The 17039-nt window shown below is 59.2% G+C and carries 11 protein-coding genes; 3 read left to right on the plus strand and 8 right to left on the minus strand.

From position 1 onward, the window contains the following. Positions 1-15 precede the first annotated feature (15 nt). Complete coding sequence (locus SH410x_RS23075; protein WP_473671127.1) at positions 16-1791, plus strand: SulP family inorganic anion transporter; 1776 nt, start codon at positions 16-18, stop codon at positions 1789-1791. Between the two features lie 199 nt (positions 1792-1990). Here the strand turns inward: SH410x_RS23075 and SH410x_RS23080 are convergent, their stop codons facing one another. The 5 genes from SH410x_RS23080 to SH410x_RS23100 form a co-directional block, all read right to left on the minus strand. Next, complete coding sequence (locus SH410x_RS23080; RefSeq protein ID WP_473671129.1) at positions 1991-3019, minus strand: AAA family ATPase; 1029 nt, start codon at positions 3017-3019, stop codon at positions 1991-1993. A 62-nt stretch (positions 3020-3081) separates the two neighbouring features. Continuing rightward, a complete protein-coding gene (locus SH410x_RS23085) occupies positions 3082-3891 on the minus strand; it encodes an SDR family NAD(P)-dependent oxidoreductase (RefSeq protein ID WP_473671131.1) in 810 nt (269 codons plus the stop codon). 146 nt (positions 3892-4037) lie between these two features. Then, positions 4038-5072, minus strand: coding sequence for a biotin synthase BioB (gene bioB, locus SH410x_RS23090; protein ID WP_473671133.1), 1035 nt, complete (start codon positions 5070-5072; stop codon positions 4038-4040). An 880-nt stretch (positions 5073-5952) separates the two neighbouring features. Next, complete coding sequence (locus SH410x_RS23095; RefSeq protein WP_473671135.1) at positions 5953-7872, minus strand: protocadherin; 1920 nt, start codon at positions 7870-7872, stop codon at positions 5953-5955. 168 nt (positions 7873-8040) lie between these two features. Continuing rightward, on the minus strand, positions 8041-8997 hold the full coding sequence (locus tag SH410x_RS23100) for a YybH family protein (protein ID WP_473671137.1): 957 nt from the start codon (positions 8995-8997) through the stop codon (positions 8041-8043). A 300-nt stretch (positions 8998-9297) separates the two neighbouring features. Between SH410x_RS23100 and SH410x_RS23105 the strand changes: the two genes are divergently transcribed. Then, entirely contained in the window at positions 9298-11553 is a 2256-nt protein-coding gene (locus SH410x_RS23105; RefSeq protein ID WP_473671139.1) for a serine/threonine protein kinase, read from the plus strand. A 91-nt stretch (positions 11554-11644) separates the two neighbouring features. Here the strand turns inward: SH410x_RS23105 and SH410x_RS23110 are convergent, their stop codons facing one another. The 3 genes from SH410x_RS23110 to epmA all read right to left on the minus strand — a co-directional run bounded on the left by SH410x_RS23110 (position 11645) and on the right by epmA (position 15710). Continuing rightward, complete coding sequence (locus tag SH410x_RS23110; RefSeq protein ID WP_473671141.1) at positions 11645-12553, minus strand: glycerophosphodiester phosphodiesterase; 909 nt, start codon at positions 12551-12553, stop codon at positions 11645-11647. 66 nt (positions 12554-12619) lie between these two features. Further along, on the minus strand, positions 12620-14425 hold the full coding sequence (locus SH410x_RS23115) for a divalent metal cation transporter (RefSeq protein WP_473671143.1): 1806 nt from the start codon (positions 14423-14425) through the stop codon (positions 12620-12622). Positions 14426-14633: 208 nt separating this feature from the next. Then, the gene (gene epmA, locus SH410x_RS23120; protein WP_473671145.1) at positions 14634-15710 is read right to left on the minus strand and encodes an EF-P lysine aminoacylase EpmA; all 1077 of its coding nucleotides are present in this window, start codon (positions 15708-15710) and stop codon (positions 14634-14636) included. A 305-nt stretch (positions 15711-16015) separates the two neighbouring features. Between epmA and SH410x_RS23125 the strand changes: the two genes are divergently transcribed. Further along, complete coding sequence (locus tag SH410x_RS23125; RefSeq protein WP_473677379.1) at positions 16016-17026, plus strand: acyl-CoA desaturase; 1011 nt, start codon at positions 16016-16018, stop codon at positions 17024-17026. Positions 17027-17039 lie beyond the last annotated feature (13 nt).

Here is a 17039-nt window from a genome sequence, read left to right on the forward strand (position 1 = left end):
CCTCGCTGAATCGCTATGCTGAATTTCTTCCGTCATCAATCCAACTCTTTCAAAAACGATATCCTGTCCGGGCTCACGGTCGCCTTGGCATTGGTCCCCGAAGCCATTGCATTCGCATTCGTCGCGGGCGTCTCGCCCCTGGTCGGTCTCTATTCCGCGTTTTTCCTTGGGCTGATTACCGCAGTGGTGGGAGGTCGCCCCGGGATGATTTCCGGTGCGACTGGTGCGATGGCCGTTGTCGTGGTCGCGTTGGTTCATGAAAACGGCGTCGAGTACCTATTTCCTGCCGTGATGCTGTGTGGATTGTTACAAATCGCCGTGGGGGTGGGCCGTCTTGGTAAACTCATCCGGATGGTGCCCCACAGCGTGATGTTGGGGTTCGTCAACGGGCTCGCCATTGTGATTGGGATGGCCCAACTGGGCAGTTTCAAGACACTTTCGGACAGCGGTAATCTCGTCTACCTAAGCGGAACCCCGCTGGCGATCATGCTAGTGCTGGTCGTCCTGACGATGGCGATCATTTACCTGCTGCCGAAACTAACCACGGCGGTCCCGGCTTCACTCGCGGCCATCCTGACGGTCACCCTCCTGTCGGTTGCCATTAACCAGTCCATGGCGACGAGCAGTGGCCAGAATATGCTGGCGACGGTCGGCGACATGCTCAAAACGAATACGCAGGCCGCGATCATCCAAGACCGACGCGAGAGCGCGGCGAACACGGATGCCGAAACCCTCTCCCATGCCGGTTCACTGACACTGATCAGTGCTCAAGCAGCGCCGATCGGTGACGCCATGCAGTCCGGTGTCGACCGCCTCACACCGCCCACTGCTGCCCAGCCTAAAGTAGCCCTTCCCGAAGTTGAATCGGGCATCAGCGGCGGTTTGCCAGTGCCTTTCTTCATGGGCGAGCATGTCTTGGCGCCCCTGAACTTTGAAACTCTCAGAATCATCTTTCCGTATGCCATCATTCTCTGCGGCGTTGGACTGATCGAATCATTGATGACGCTGACTTTGATCGACGAGATCACCGAGACACGCGGCAAAGGCAATCGTGAGTGCGTCGGCCAAGGTGTTGCGAACCTAGTCTGTGGCTTCTTTGGCGGCATGGGTGGCTGTGCGATGATTGGCCAGTCGCTGATTAACGTCAATTCGGGCGGTCGCGGGCGACTCTCTGGTATCACCGCTGCGGTTTGCTTGCTCGCCTTCGTGCTGTTTCTCGCCCCCTGGATCGAACAAATCCCCATGGCGGCGCTCGTTGGCGTGATGTTCATGGTCGTGATCGGTACCTTTGAATGGGCCTCGCTCAAGATGTTCCGCCGGATGCCCCGGAGCGACATGTTCGTGATGGTGCTCGTCGCGGGCTATACCGTGATCATGCACGACCTCGCATCCGCTGTCATCATCGGTGTAATCGTGTCCGCGTTGGTATTCGCGTGGCAACATGCCACACACATTGCCACCGACGTGAAATTCAATGAGTTCGGCAGCAAGATCTACCAACTCCACGGACCGCTGTTCTTTGCCTCCGTCTCTTCATTCAAAGACATGTTCAGTGTCGCCGAAGACCCCGATGATGTCGTCATCGACTTCTACTACACACGTGTCTACGACCAATCGGCGATCGAAGCAATCAATACGGTTTCGGAAAAGTATTTGGCCGCCGGCAAACGGCTGCATCTGACCCACCTGAGCGAAGAATGCCGCAAACTGCTCGACAAGGCCGGCGACTTGGTCGAAATCAACGTCAGCGAAGACCCTCACTATCACATCGCCACTGACCGGTTGGGTTAGGATACCAGGAACAATAAGTGACGGGTTTACCGTAGAGGATCTTGTGAAAGATCCTGTTCTGGATGGATCTTTAACAAGATCCTCTACGCCAGTTATTGATCCCGCGTTGCTTAGAGGCACGAGCGAGAACGAACGCTCCCCGAGAAAGGCGCTCCTGTCAAAACATTGACTTCAGCATCTCGGACGCGACGGCTGCGACTCAGGAACGAGGCACCTCGATGCCACGCATCATTGCCCTCAGCTCTTCGTCGACCTGCTTGCCTTCGATCTCTGCTTCGGCAGTGAGCTGGACGCGATGGCGGAGGACGGGCAGCGCGATGCGTGTGACGTCGTCGGGAACGGCGAAGTCGCGAGAGGAAAACGCGGCCAGCGTTCGGGCGGCTTGCATCAGCGAAATCCCGGCTCGCGGTGAGGCACCGATATGGAATCCGGGCCAGTCGCGGGTTGCCCGCACGAGCGAGCTGATGTAGGTGACTAAGCGATCGTCAATCCGCACCCGGCTGCATGTCTGGATCGTTTGATTGACCAGCTCCGGATTCATGACGCGATTCACCTCCTCCTCCAATCGCTTGTTGAAATCAACCTGCTGTGAATGCAGCTTGAGAATCTCAGTCTCCTCGATTGCCGTCGGATAATCGACGTTCAATTTGAACATGAATCGGTCCAACTGAGCCTCGGGCAGATTATACGTGCCTTCACTCTCGAGCGGGTTCTGTGTCGCGAGCACGAGAAAGGGGCGCGGCACCGGATGCGTCACGCCATCAATCGTGACGCTGTATTCCTGCATGATCTCCAATAACGCCGCATGTGTCTTGGCGGGTGAACGGTTAATCTCATCGGCCAGCAGAAGCTGGGTGAATACGGGCCCAGGGTGAAAGCGGAACTCGCTTTTCTGCATATCGAAAACCGGTGCCCCAGTGATATCCGAGGGCATCAGGTCGGCGGTGAACTGAATCCGCCCGAACTCGCAACCCAAGATCCGGCCGAGCGTGCGGACGAACAGTGTCTTGCCGAGCCCCGGCACCGATTCGATTAGCACGTGCCCCCCCGCGAACAAGGCGGTCAACGTACCGAGCACCAACTCGTCTTGGCCGACATACAGTTTCGCGACTTCGGCTTGAATCCGCTCGAAAAGCTCCCCCACGGCCCGGAATTCAGGATCGACCGATGTCGCCTCATCAGACGCGGGCGGCAGAACAGGCGGTAGATACGGATCACTCAAGGTCATGGGCTCAGGCAAGCGGAGATTCAAACAGAGGAGCTTCGTTTGACACCAAAAAGGATAACCGATTACCCGGTGTTGCGTCCTACCTGTAAACCATCGGGAGCGAAAATTCGCCGGCCCCCGTCGACAGGCAAACAGACCCCGGTGACGAAGGTGCTCTCACAGAGAAACGCAACCGCAGCGGCAACGTCTGCGGGCAGACCGATCCGCCCCACCAAGGTACTGGCGACCAGCCGCTGGCGAGTTCCCTCGTCGACATCGCCGGCGAGCATGACGGGTCCGGGTTGCACACAGTTCACACGGACTCCACCATGCCGGCTACCCAATTCGACGGCGAGTGACCGAGTCATCGTCTCGACCGCACCCTTGCTGGGGAAATACGCCGCGTGATCCGCATACGGTCTCCCCGTTGCCCAGTCGCCGAGATTGATGATGGAACCGCCCCGAGGCTGCGTCAGCATGATTCGGCCTGCCGCCCGTGCACACAAGAGCGAGGCGACCGAGTTGATTTGAAAGTACCGCCGAACCTCATCGCCGGTGATGGCGTCGAGCGGCGTCGGTGACCAGATCGCGGCGCTATTGACGAGGATGTCCAAACGGCCAAAGTGCTGGGCCGTTTCGTTGACGATGCGGTCACAGGTGTCATCCTGTTCGAGCGAACCAGTGACCACGATGGCATTGCGTTGAAACCGCTGTGGCCAAGTGGCCGCTGATTCCGCCGCCTCAGCACAGCTCGAATTCGCGTGTAACGCCACATGGCACCCACGCCGCGATAGCTCCTCGGCGATTGCCCGTCCCACGCGAGGTGCACCACTACCAGTGACGAGAGCTACCGGAGCCTCACAATCGAAGGTTTGTTGCAAAGGTGTCATCATTCCTTTTCCCACAGTGGTATCGCCCGCATCCATGTCGCTCGGCCCTCCGAGCCGATAGCGAATTGCTGCATTGTAGCCAGACGGCTCCGCCCGCCTGAGCGGATACGCGCCCCTTCCTCACGACGGCCAGCGCCGTCGGTCGCCCCTCACACACTGACTTCTTCGCACGACCCAGTGATTTCGAATCCGAGATCAGAGATCATGTCATAGTCAGCTTGTGGGGCTTGGCCCTGGGTCGTCAAGTAATCACCGACGAACAAGCTGTTGGCGACGTACAGCCCCATCGGCTGGAGCGAACGCAGGTGCAGTTCGCGCCCACCGGCAATCCGCAACTCGCGACTCGGAGCGACGAAGCGGAACATGGCCAGAGCTTTCAAGGCATCTTGCGGGGACAGGGACTCGGTTCCTTCGAGCGGGGTGCCATCGATCGCATTGAGAATGTTTACCGGGATCGACTGGACCCCCAATTCCGCGAGATCGAATGCCATCGAAACGATATCAGCCCGCGATTCGCCCATGCCGATGATCCCGCCGCTGCACATTTCCATGCCCGCATCACGCACGTGACGAAGCGTCTGGACGCGATCGGCGTAGGTGTGCGTGGTGCAAATTTTCGCGTAGTGCGTCTCGCTCGAATTCAGATTGTGGTTGACGCGGTCGACCCCGCATGCCTTCAGCCGCTCGGCCTGTTCGGCGGTCAACAACCCTAAGCATGCACAGATATCCAAGCCGTATTTTTGTTTAATTTCCGGCACGATCGTTTCGACGGCGACCATTTCGCGTTCGTTGGGGCCCCGTGCGCTGATGACGAGACAATACGTTTTCGCGCCTCGCTCAGCGGCCACTCCGGCCGCTGCCATCAAGTCATCTCGCTTGAGAATATTGTATTTCGGTACCGGAGCTTCGGAGACCTTCGATTGGCTGCAGTAATGGCAATCCTCCGGACACAACCCGCTCTTGGCATTCATCAAGAAATAGAGCTGGACGGAGTTTCCGAAATAGTGATGCCGGATGCGATACCCCGCGGACAAAATCGCTGGCAGATCGAGATCGGACGCCTCAACAATGGACAGCGCCTGCTCACGCGAGATCGGCCGTCCATCGAGCACCTGGGATGCCATGGCGTCGAAAGTGCCCGGAGGTGAGAACGAAACGGGAGCAGCAGAAGTGGCAACACTCATCGGGATGGACCCAAGGAACAAGCGAAAGGAATGACAAAAACCTGGCAAATTGGGTTCAAAAAGCCAGGCCAGGATGGCCGACCATCGTGGCCTGTATCGGCCCGATCGGCAAGAGGGGCCATCCTCAACCGCCGGCTCCGCCTGTCGTGAGTTGCCCGAATGATGTGGCCCTTGTGAGCCTACGGGATCGGCCAAGCCTTGAGCTGACCGTGCAGATCACCGGTGACGAATTGGGTCCCGTCACTTCGTCAGGCGGAAGGGACGCCAACAGTTCCAGCGGACCAGGATTCAACAGCACGACGTCACCGCCGCCTGAGCCGATCGCAAGTGACAGGCGGTCAGAGGACCGAAGCAATGACGCCATTCCGAAGGGTGGTAATCGACGTGGAGGCTTCAGCAGCGAGATGGAGGTATGCAGGGTTCACTCCTCTCAGTGGCGACGCCACGGCATGCGATAGCCCCGGACGTCAGTCCGGGGAACCGGTCGGGGCGAAGTCCAGCAGAGTCCTGAAGAGACGACATGCGGCTCACGCACCACACGATTCGCAGGCAAAATATTTAAAACGCCTGTCATCGCTTCGCGATTTCAATTTGTCGGGCAACTCGATACCCCGGACTGGCGTCCGAGGCGATCGCATGCCACCGCTTTGGGTTCAGGGAGCAGAAGCGGCACCCAAAACACTGCGAAACCGTCACTTCGGAGCGGCCCTGGATGGGATGGTTGCACCGCCCGAGACCGATATACTCGCTCGGGATGGTGAAGTTGGGACAGAAACCATCTCAATCAAAATCAACCAGAACTGCTCAGGCGCCCGAAGATGACACCGTCCAGGACAATCCAAGACTAGCGTACCGTCTCCGCGCCACCTGTTCGATTGACCTAACTCGCGTCAGCGTCTGCGTCCGCACTCGCATCAGCGCCCGTGTCCGCGTCTTTGTTGTCCAATCGTACCAGCAACCACTGCTCGGTTTGGTCGGCACCGATATGCACCAGGGCCGGAGCTTCGTCTTTGGTGAGGTTGTAGAGTCCGGTTTCGACAAAACTGGTTTCATTATCACCGACCGTGAAGGCGACTCGCTGAGTCTCCTTGTCGACGGAGCCTTTGACCAGTTGAGTTTGATCCGTGGCGGTATCGCTATAGTTGCCGCGGATGATCCCTTCCTTGTTGACAGCGAGCTGGATCGTGATATCGGGTTTGACATTTTTGACCGCGGCACCGCCAGCTTTCGAATCATCAACCTTGGTGAACGCGAACACACCCAGGGGCAGCCAGTCACCGTCCTCGGGTGCCTCGGCAGTGGCGCCCGCTTGGGCAATCTCGCTGGCTTGGTCGTAGTATTGTTGCGAGGTCCCCACGTTGTCGCCGTTGACGTAGACATCGCCTTCGTTGTAGACGACGGTGTTGCCGTAGTCATAGTAAACTGGCGTGCCCCATGAGTAAGGCATCCAGGCACCGACGGAGTACCATGTTGCTGGTCGCCAGATCGCGTTTGCGGTCCAACCGGCGGCGAACCAAGCTCCGGGATGATTGGTGTACCAACCGCGGCCATAGATGCCCCAGTTATGGTAGTTATGACGCACGGCGACAGCACTGGTGTAGCGTCCTGAAGGTGTGACGCGAGCAAACCCAGCGGCTGCACCGCGGGGACCGGCCGCGACGCCGCGAGCGGCCGCACCGCCCCCGGGCCCACGCACTGCTCCACCTGCTGCGACACGCCCATTGGGTCCGACTGCGGCACCCCGTGCCGCTTCGCCACCGCCGGGTCCTCGCACGGCGCTGCCAGCGGCTGCGCCCCCGTTCGGACCAACGACCGCCCCACGTGCGGCTTCGCCGCCTGCGGGCCCCCGTGCGACACTGCCCGCGGCGGCTCCACCGTTGGGTCCAACCGCAGCGCCCCGTGCCGCAGTTCCTCCCGCTGGACCACGCGACGCACTGCCTGCGGCCATGCCTCCGTCGGGTCCTCGGACGGTCCCCGAAGCGGTTCCTGCCCCGCGTGGCCCCTCGGCGCCGCTCGCTCGGGCGACGCCTCCGTTCGCACCGACACCAACGGCGCTTCCCCTGGTAACCCCGCCCGGCCCCGTGACTGAGATCCCAGCTGCTTTGCCACCGTTCTCGCCACTCGCCGTGCCTTTATTGACCTCAAAATTGTCGCCGCTGAGCCCGGAGCGATTGCGGGCACTTCCCCCGCCCCCCAAGCCGCCCATGCCGGCATCCGAAGGAAGCCCGAGGAACCCGTCAAGCTGGCTGCGGCTCGGTGCTGAGAAACGGTTATTGCCCGCGCCGCCGAAGTTACTTCCGCCGCCCAAGCCGCCCGTGCGCCCGCCCAGGTTGCCACCGCCCAGATTGTTGGAACCACGGTCGCCGATGCCCCCCGCGCCACCGAGCCCACTGCCACCGCTACCGAGTCCACCGCCGCCGAAGTTGTTGCCGCCGCTGCCGAGTCCACCGCCACCGAAGTTGCGGTTACCGCCACCCAAGTTACCGCCACCCAAGTTACCGCCACCCAAGTTACCGCCACCCAAGTTGCCACCACTTAGGCCGCTACCGCCAAAGTTGCGGCTACCGCCACCCAAGTTGCCGCCACTGAATCCGCCGCCACTGAATCCACCGCCGCCGAAATTGTGGCTACCACCGCTGAATCCACCGCCGCCCATGCTACGACCGCCGCCCCCGCCCATGCTTCGGCCGCCACCGCCGCCGCGTCCGCCGCCACCGAAACCGCGCCCCCAGCAGTCGTTCAGAGGCAGACTAACGATCAAGATGATCGCAAAGAAACGGAGCAGATTTTTTCGGGACATGAGACGAAACCTATGAGGATGAGGGTGATGCGATATTGATTTGAGTGCGAAGGAACGAGCGGTGAATAAGTCGCCGAACGTACCGCGGTCGAAATTGCCGAGCGTCGAGCGTTCGGCCACTTATCCAAACGGTAAATTCCCCGCTCACTCCGAAGGGCAGCGACGGGCCTATTCTTTCTGGGACGGTACCCGCTTAACGACAACTTCGTCGGTATCGGGCAGAGCGACTCCGCCGACGGTTCGCTGCGTCGACTGCCAGAAATAAGCGTTGTCATCGAGTCGCCCAAGTCGGTTCAGAGACGTCGTCAGTGTCCCATCGCCGGTGGCCCCGAGTGTCTCTGCAACCCATCCGGTCGGCGTCAGCGACCAGATACCGACCGCGTGGCCACCATCCGGGCTGAACATCCAGGATTGGATGCGATCAGCACCTGGGTTCCAACCGATCAATTGCAGTCCCGACGTCTCGGTCCCGTCGACCTGAGTCGTCGTGTACGTCCGCGCGACGAAATGCTTGTCGGCAACCCACCGGCAAACCGAGTGCATTCGGATGCCGTGCTCCTCGGCGATCCAGTCGCCGATCAGGAACTCGAGATCAACTGCATCCTCGCGTGTTGCGGTCGCTTCGATCCACGTATCGCGAACCGACGCCATCCGCCACTGGCCATCGACTTTGGCATGCACCGCGGTGTACCTGCTGAGGCCGGCAGCCCCCGTCGGGGGAGGCAACACGATCGAGCGGCCATCCTCGATGGCCACGGTATCGCTGAGCTGACGCAAGGAGTCGATCACCATCTGAATTTTCGCGTCGGGGTGCGCAGCAAAATACTGCCCGTAGGCTTGCTCGATCGCGTCTCGCCCCTCGTAAATGGTCCCGGAATCATCAACAAACTCGGCATCTTCCGTCCATAGAGCCGCCACCAACTTGGCATCATGTTGATTGAATGCCGCGACGAAGGCGTCCGATTGGGCTCGGATCGCAACCAAGTCAGGTGAGAGTTTGGCCGGCTGGCTCGGCGAGGTCGCAACCGGATCGGTAGCCGCAGCAGGCCCCGAGGCTGCGTCTTGGGCCAGCCCCGACGGCGTCGGTGTCACCATCAAAACAAGACAAAGGGTCAGTAAACGCATGATGCGAACTCTCGTAAGGTTATGTGTCGATGAGTGCATCCTTGCAATAAAATTGATTTCGTCGCCGCCGGTCAACGCCCCGCCCCCCTGAGACGCTGTCCCCCTGAGACGTCGCTGCCCCTGTTGAGGTCGCGATGATTCCAACTCGGTGCGGCGAGCCGAGGATCACTGCTTATCATACGTCCGCGAAGTGCCACTGTGAACTAAAAACCTGCTCAAAATGGGAGCGTCCACGCAACCTGGCAATTATGCTGAGCACCGACCAAATCGCTCTTTGTTTCTTTCTTGCTCGTGGCCAACATGAATCCGCTGAACCTGTTTCGTCGCTCTGGACGCGCAAATGCACATCCACAGGCGCACATGACGTGGGCCTCGCGGAGCATGTCGCGGACAGTCACACGCACCGGACTGTTCCTGAAAAAGCAGATTTGGGTCTGGCCGATTGTCGCGGTCATCCTGCTGGCGACGATCGGTTACTTCGTCCAGAACGCGATCGAATCGACGATCAAAAGCAACGTCCGCGCCGGGCTATTGAGCTTCGTTCATATCGAAACGGAGATGCTCGAAAAATGGTTTGCCGTCCAGGAATCGACCGCCTCGTCGCTGGCCAATGACGAAACGGTCCGCCACTCGGTCGACACATTGCTGTCGAAAAACAAAGCGAATGAGAATGGCGATGATGCTGTCGCCAGCGCGAATACCGAAACGGCGAGACGAGAGTTGGCCGACGAACTCGCCCCCGCTCTGGCCGCACACCACTACGCCGGTTTTGTGCTGATCGATAAGTCACACCGGGTCATGGCCTCATCCCATTCCGCCATCGTGGGACTGCAGGACATCCCCGAATATGAATCGATGACCGAACGTGGGATCCAGGGGGAATCGTTCGTGGCGCCACCGTTCCCGAGCGTGGTGATGCTGAAGGACGCCGATGGGCGGACGCGGATGGGCGTGCCCACCATGTATGCCTGTGCGCCGATCCGCAACGAATCGTTTCAGGTGATCGCGGTGCTCTGCCTGCAAATACGCCCGGAACTCGAATTCACTCAGATTATGGAGTTGGGTCAAGTCGCAGATTCAGGGGAAACCTATGCCTTCAATGCGGAGGGCGTGATGATCAGCAATAGCCGCTTTGACGAAGAACTCATTTTGCTCGGTCTGTTGCCCGACCAACCCGGTTCGCGATCCATGCTGCAGCTCACCGTCAGTGATCCGGGCGGCGACATGACGACCGGTTTTCGCCCTGGGATGCGGCGATCCCATCTGCCGCTAACGGTCATGGCGGCGGACGCGATCGACGGCAACGCCAACATCAATGTCGATGGGTACCGCAACTATAGCGGTGTCGCCGTGATCGGCGCGTGGCGGTGGATGCCGAAGTACAACATCGGCGTGGCGACGGAAATCGACGCGGCACATGCTTTCCGGCCCTTGGTGATTCTCAAGCGAACGTTTTGGTTCATCTACAGCCTGCTGATTCTCAGTGCGATCGCCATCTTTGTCTTCACTCTAATCGTGGCCCGTTTGCAGCGACTTTCCCGCGAAGCGGTCATCGAAGCCCAGCAACTCGGCCAGTACACACTCGACCAAAAACTCGGCGAAGGCGCGATGGGGGTTGTCTACAAAGGGCACCACTCGATGCTCCGTCGCCCCACTGCGATTAAACTTCTGCATGCTGAAAAGGTGAATGAGTCTTCCATCGCGAGCTTTGAACGAGAGGTGCAAATCACCTGCCAGCTCAATCACGCCAACACGATTGCGATCTATGACTACGGCCGGACACCCGAGGGCGTGTTCTACTATGCGATGGAGTATCTCGATGGAATCGATTTGCAAGATCTCGTCAGCGAGTATGGTCCGCAACCCGAAGCCCGAGTGATTCATATCCTTCTGCAGGTCTGTGGCTCACTCTACGAAGCCCATTCGCAGGGCCTGGTTCATCGCGACATCAAGCCTGCCAACGTGATGCTAAACCGTCGTGGTTGTGAACCGGATGTCGTGAAAGTTCTCGACTTTGGATTGGTCAAAGCGATTGACTCCTCGGGCGACCCACGCCACGCAACGACTGGTTCGCTGGCGGGCACTCCCCTGTACATGTCCCCCGAATCGATTCAGGCCCCGATGTCGGTCGACGCCCGCTCGGACATCTATGCCGTCGGTGCGGTGGGCTATTTCCTGTTGACAGGACATCCCGTCTTCGATGCCGAGAACTTCTCGCAACTTTGTCACAAGCACATTGACGAGTCTCCCGTCCCACCATCGAAACGCGGTGGCATGAAGGTTTCGAGTCAACTCGAAGACGCCCTGATGAGCTGCTTGGCGAAGTCTCGAGCCAAACGTCCCCAAACGGCTCGTGACCTCGCTCTCCTGCTCACCGCCTGCCCGTCGGCGGGCCAGTGGTCGATCTCCCTCGGAGATCGCTGGTGGGGCCGCCATGAACGCGGGTCTGACCCCGAGGATCAAATCTCCTCACGAAGCCGTTCGGACGCGAGTGAGAGCGTGACGTTGGACCAAACGATCGACCACAACTCATTTGATAAAACGATGGATGAGTGATGTGTCGACCAAAAATTATCGGGACTCCGAACTGAACGCAGTCATGATCTGCGGTCATCAAACTGATCACTCGGCACATTTTCGTGTCCAATTACTCTCGATCATTGTCCTTCAGCTGGGTGAGCGTTTTGATCAATTGTTCAGGATCATCACAGAGCAGAGACTCAGGGCGATACTCCAGCAACGGCACCACTTCCTTCCGTGTTCCTGCGGTGGCGTCGAGATGAATTTTGGCTCCGCCTTCCCGGATCTTCGTCAGAAGTGTTGGATCTTTTAGGATCCAATCGATCTGGGGACGCAAGTAATCCACCTTTGCGGCGAGCGACAAATCGACCTGGTCCATCGCACGAAGAAAAATCAGAGTTTCCATTTCAGGCACACGCTGTTGCAGTTGCTGTGCTTGTTCGACACTCCGCACCGCCGCAATGGTATTTGAGGGGTCACCGTAGGCTTTCAAGGACGCTGCGACACGGTCCGCGTAGACGGTTCCTTCTTCCTTGAGGTCCAGATGGATACCGATGCGTCCGCGGCAGACCCGCAATACTTGATCGAGCGACGGCACCCGCTCGGCTGCGTAGTCCGTCCCAAACCAACTGCCCGCGTCCATGGCAGATAACTCGGCCCAGGCCAGGTCGTTGATCCGGCCTGTGCCATCGGTTGTTCGGTCCACCTTCGCATCGTGCATGATCACCAATTTGCCATCTCGTGACGTGCGAACATCGATCTCGATGGCGGTTGCTCCCGCCTCGATGGCTCTTCCAAATGCTGCGATGGTGTTCTCTGGCCGATCGAGGCTCGCGCCACGATGAGCGGAAATGCGTTGGACCCCACGAGCGGCAGCCGCCAATTCCGCTGAGGAATCGGCAGCGAGAAGGCGATCGGCAGCGTTCACTTGCGAATCGTCGCCTGCCAACGCGGTCCAGAGGCACGCCGCCAAACAGGCGAGGCAGCTGATCCTGCCACGCATCAAATTGCCGATCCGGCCTCGGGACTGTGCCATGTTAGAAACCGTTTCATCTCAAAAGGGAATGTTGATCATCACAACCCACAGCAGGCATCGCACCCCCTAAACCGTCCGCTCATCTGCATTGGCGGCGTGGCTTTGCTTTTTCCACCAAAACCCGAACACCACAGCGGCTCCGTAAATCACCCAAATCGTGGCAACGATCCGGAACGAAAGTGGATTAGGGTCGTGGTATTTCTCCATCAATGAAGTGATGGCTGCTGCGGTCGCCCCGACAGTCGCCAAGCCCATCAATGCATTCCAAACCAAGCGGCTGGTCCCGGTCGGTCGGTCGGCGCCGAGAATACGATCGCTGTTCATCATCAGGAAGAACGTGAAGTAAGCGATTGGCAGTAACATCACCGCAAACGTGCTGGCGAAGATCGCCAGCCAAAAACGCAGACTGTCGTCCGTCCACAACGCCACCCAGCTCGCTCCGGTCAAACCCGCGACCGTCACTCCGAGGATGAACATCGCTTCGCTGTTGGGACGACCGGCAATTTCACGGAATGCGTAACCGTTGATCAGCATCAGAATGATGATCGTGGAGAACCCCATACCGAAGACCCCCAGACCGAACACCAACTTGGCGTTTTCTTGCCCCAGCAGCGGTGCCAGGGTTTTCGACAACTCAAAGGCGTCGCGTTTGACGAGTGCCGCCGCCAATCGTTTTTCGGCTTCGGGCAGGGCGGCTACCATGTTCAATTTCGTTTCTTGATCGGTCGATTCCGCCGCCGCTCCCAGCGTCACATCGACTCGCTTGAGCAGGTCCCCTTCGACTTTGGTGAACAAGGGTGACTCCTGCATCTCCACCAGATTGCTCGATGCCAATTTTGCGTCGATTTTATTGTGGAAGGAAGAGGCTGCTGCGATCACGACACAGCTCGTCACGAGCACGAACGGAATCGCCATGCCGGTGGCCAAGTCGAATCGTGCCAGGCCTCGAAATGTTTTGTCCCAACCGCGGGCCAGCATCGAATAGGGCAAAAGAAACGTCATGTTGATACCGACGGCCGTGGCGATCGCCGAAATCATCACGCTGCGCTGCGTGGGCATCAACGTACCGAGCCAATACGTTTGCGCGTCTGGGGATAGCCCCGCGATCAGCTCCCGCAAATCGCCCGCGGGACGAACAAACTGCGTGAAGTCAGGGATCATCCCGGTCATCATGCTGATGATATTGATTTCTCCCTTGGCCAACAGCAGGATCGCGACGCCAAAGAAGCAGAGCACAATCATGCCGATCAGCCCTTTCAGAAACACGTCAAATATCTTCGCTGCCTTGCCACCACGCAGGTTCAGCATCACGATGCCACCGGCGGCCAACAGCAACGCGATCGTGACGGTCCACTTCGTCGCCGCCTCGCCGCCAAGTCCAGCACCGCCGCCGATCGAAGAGAGATTTTTGTCGAGGGCGTCATAGCACAGGCTGAACTGTGGCATGCAGAAGATCATGTTGGCCATCACGGTCGCGATAACCCAGCCCCAGCCCAGTGCAGGATTGATTTCACTATTGATGGCTTCGAAAGGTCGGCGACCCGTCGACAAAGTCACGTAGCTGATCGCCGACAGCATCACCACGCCCAACACAATCGCGACGAGCTGCAGCCACAGCATGCTGGTGCCCCCCAGCACGCCGAGAAAGAGCGATCCGGCGAGCGAACCACCGCCCAGGGTGATCGCACTCTGTAGCCATCCTGGACCCGACAATTTGACGTACGCCCGCCACGCCGTGCCTTCCGCATGCGCTTTGCGGAGCGTCTCCCGGTCCGCACGAACCTTGTCGCTGATTTCTGCAGGCCCTCCTGTCAGTGGGTTTTCAGTTGGACCGGTGGGGCCTTGCGGCGCGGATTCAGGGGCGGACGCCATGAGCGAGTCGAGCGGGTTTTTGAGAATGGAAGGGGTGAGTTAGGTGCGCAAGTCAAACGCGTAGGGGCGAATCATAGCAGGCGAGGGCGGGAGAGTGGGAGAGCGGGATGGCAGCCAGACGACTCCGCCCGCCTGAACTGGGACGCGCCCCTTCCTCACGACGGATAGAACCGTCGAACGACCATCGTCACGCGATCGTGATCCATCGTCACGCGATCGTGATCGGCAGCGGAATCACTTCGTCAATCGAGCGGGCCCCGCTGAGCAGCATCTGCAGTCGATCAACGCCCACCGCCACGCCGCTGCAGGCGGGCAGCCCACGCCGCATCGCCGCGACGAGAGTTGTGTCAACAGCCAGCGGGTCACGCCCTGTTTGACGCCGGATTTCATTGTTGACTTCGTATCGACGGACCAACTCATCGGCGTCGAGGAGCTCATCGTAGCCGTTGGCCAACTCGACGCCGCGATAGAACAATTCAAATCGATGGGCAAATCGTGGGTCATCCGCACACGGACGCGCCAAAGCCGCCTGCGTGACCGGATATCGACTTAGGATCGCCGGTACGGCCCTGCCCAATTGCGGTTCGATGAAGTGCGACAGCAACACGTCCAACAGCCCATCACGGTCTTCGCCGATGGAAATCGCCAACCCCGAGTCGATCCCTCGGACGAGTTCGGAAACCCGTGCGATTGATGCCTCCACCGGATCGATAGCGAGGTGCTGGCCAAATGCATCGCGGTAGCTGATCGTTTCAAAATGGGGCGTTCGGAAAACCTGGGCAGCCAGATTCCCCAGCAGTTCCATAGCGGACGCGGCATCCCCCCCCACCTCATACCACTCGAGCATCGTGAACTCGACATTATGCCGAACGCCAATTTCACCCCGCCGGAAAACGGGTGAGATCGCGAAAATGGAGGGGGCCCCCTGAGCCAATAGGCGTTTCATCGCAGACTCTGCGGACGTCTGCAAAAAATATCGAGACGACGAGCTTGCATCGGGCGACTGGGGTATCCCAAGTTCGGTGCTGGGGATACCGATCGGGTCGAGGTAGGCATCGATCACACAGTCACGGCTCAGGCAGGGCGGCTGGACCTCGAGGAAGCGTTTTTCGTGAAAGTACTCACGAAGCTGCCTCAAAAGTCGGTCACGCAACTCCAATTGTCCCACAAAATCGACAAAACCGGTGCTCCCCAGCGGGAAATCAGACTCTGAGGCGCCGTCCCCGGAGGATCCGCAGAAATTCACCCTAACAGCGTTTTCCGCGGCTTTTTTCGCTAATTCCATCAGTGATCGTCTGCCTAAAGAACGCTGCGGTGAGAGTGTCGTCAAAACAATTACAAACCCGTTACATAGTAGTGCAACGAATGTGACATGGGACGGGCCGAGGCCCTGTATTCTACTGACAGTTTCAATATTTCCCTATCGCACGACGAGTTCAGGACCGCACTCTCATGTCGACTGTTACCGAACCCTCCCGCAATCGCGGCGGCAAAAAACATCATAATCATCATCCGATTTCCAACGTCACCCACGCAGCGGATACCGACACGCTCGATCCCGTTGACGCGGAAATCTGGAACCGTTCGGGCATGGCAGAGACTCCGAAGCTAGACACAGAGGGGGACATTCACCGCCCCGCAGCGGAGGATGCCGACGGTTTCTCGTCCCTCGTCGATCAGAAAGCGGCCAAGAAGCGCGACATGGCTCGGCCGACGAAAGAGGAGCGAGTTCGCACCGATAACTTGAGTTACTGGGCGATTGGTTGGTTGGGGATCGCCCACGTGGCCTGCCTCGCCGCCCCGTTCTACTTTTCCTGGCAAGCCGTCGTCACCGCGTTTGTGCTGCACTGGGTCGCGGGCAGCCTGGGGATTTGCTTGGGCTACCACCGCATGCTGACCCACACCGGCATGAAAACATACAATTGGGTACGCTACCTGTTCGCCGGCATCGGCTGCTTTGCGGGCGAAGGCTCGCCGCTGGACTGGGTTGCCGACCACCGCAAACACCACGCCCACAGCGATCAAGAAGGCGACCCGCACTCGCCGCGTGACGGCGGCCTGTGGAGCCACATCACCTGGCTGGCCTTCCACACTCACAATGGCGATCGCAAAGAGTATCTCGAGCGTTGGGCACCCGATTTGTACCGCGACCCCATGATGCGTGCCTTTGACAAGCTATTCTTGCCCATCCACATCATCGTCTCGCTGGCCCTGTTTGGTGGCGGATACTACTTCGGTGGGTTCTACATGGGCATGTCAATGCTGCTGTGGGGCATGTTCGTACGCCTCGTCTTCGTGCTGCACGCGACCTGGATGGTCAACAGTGCCTCGCACATGTTCGGATACAAGAACTACGAAACGACCGACGACAGCCGCAACAATTGGCTCGTCGCCATCGTCGCTTACGGCGAAGGCTGGCACAACAATCACCACGCCTACCCCCGCATGGCCAAGCACGGTCACAAATGGTGGGAGTTCGACATCACCTGGCAGTCGGTCCGATTGCTTCGCGCACTCGGTCTGGTCTGGGACGTCGTCGACTACCGCACGGCCGCCGAAAAACGTGCCGCCGCTGCCGCCAAGAAAGCCGCTGCGAAATAGCTCGGCGGTGATC

The organism is Rhodopirellula sp. SH410, assembly GCF_055811895.1.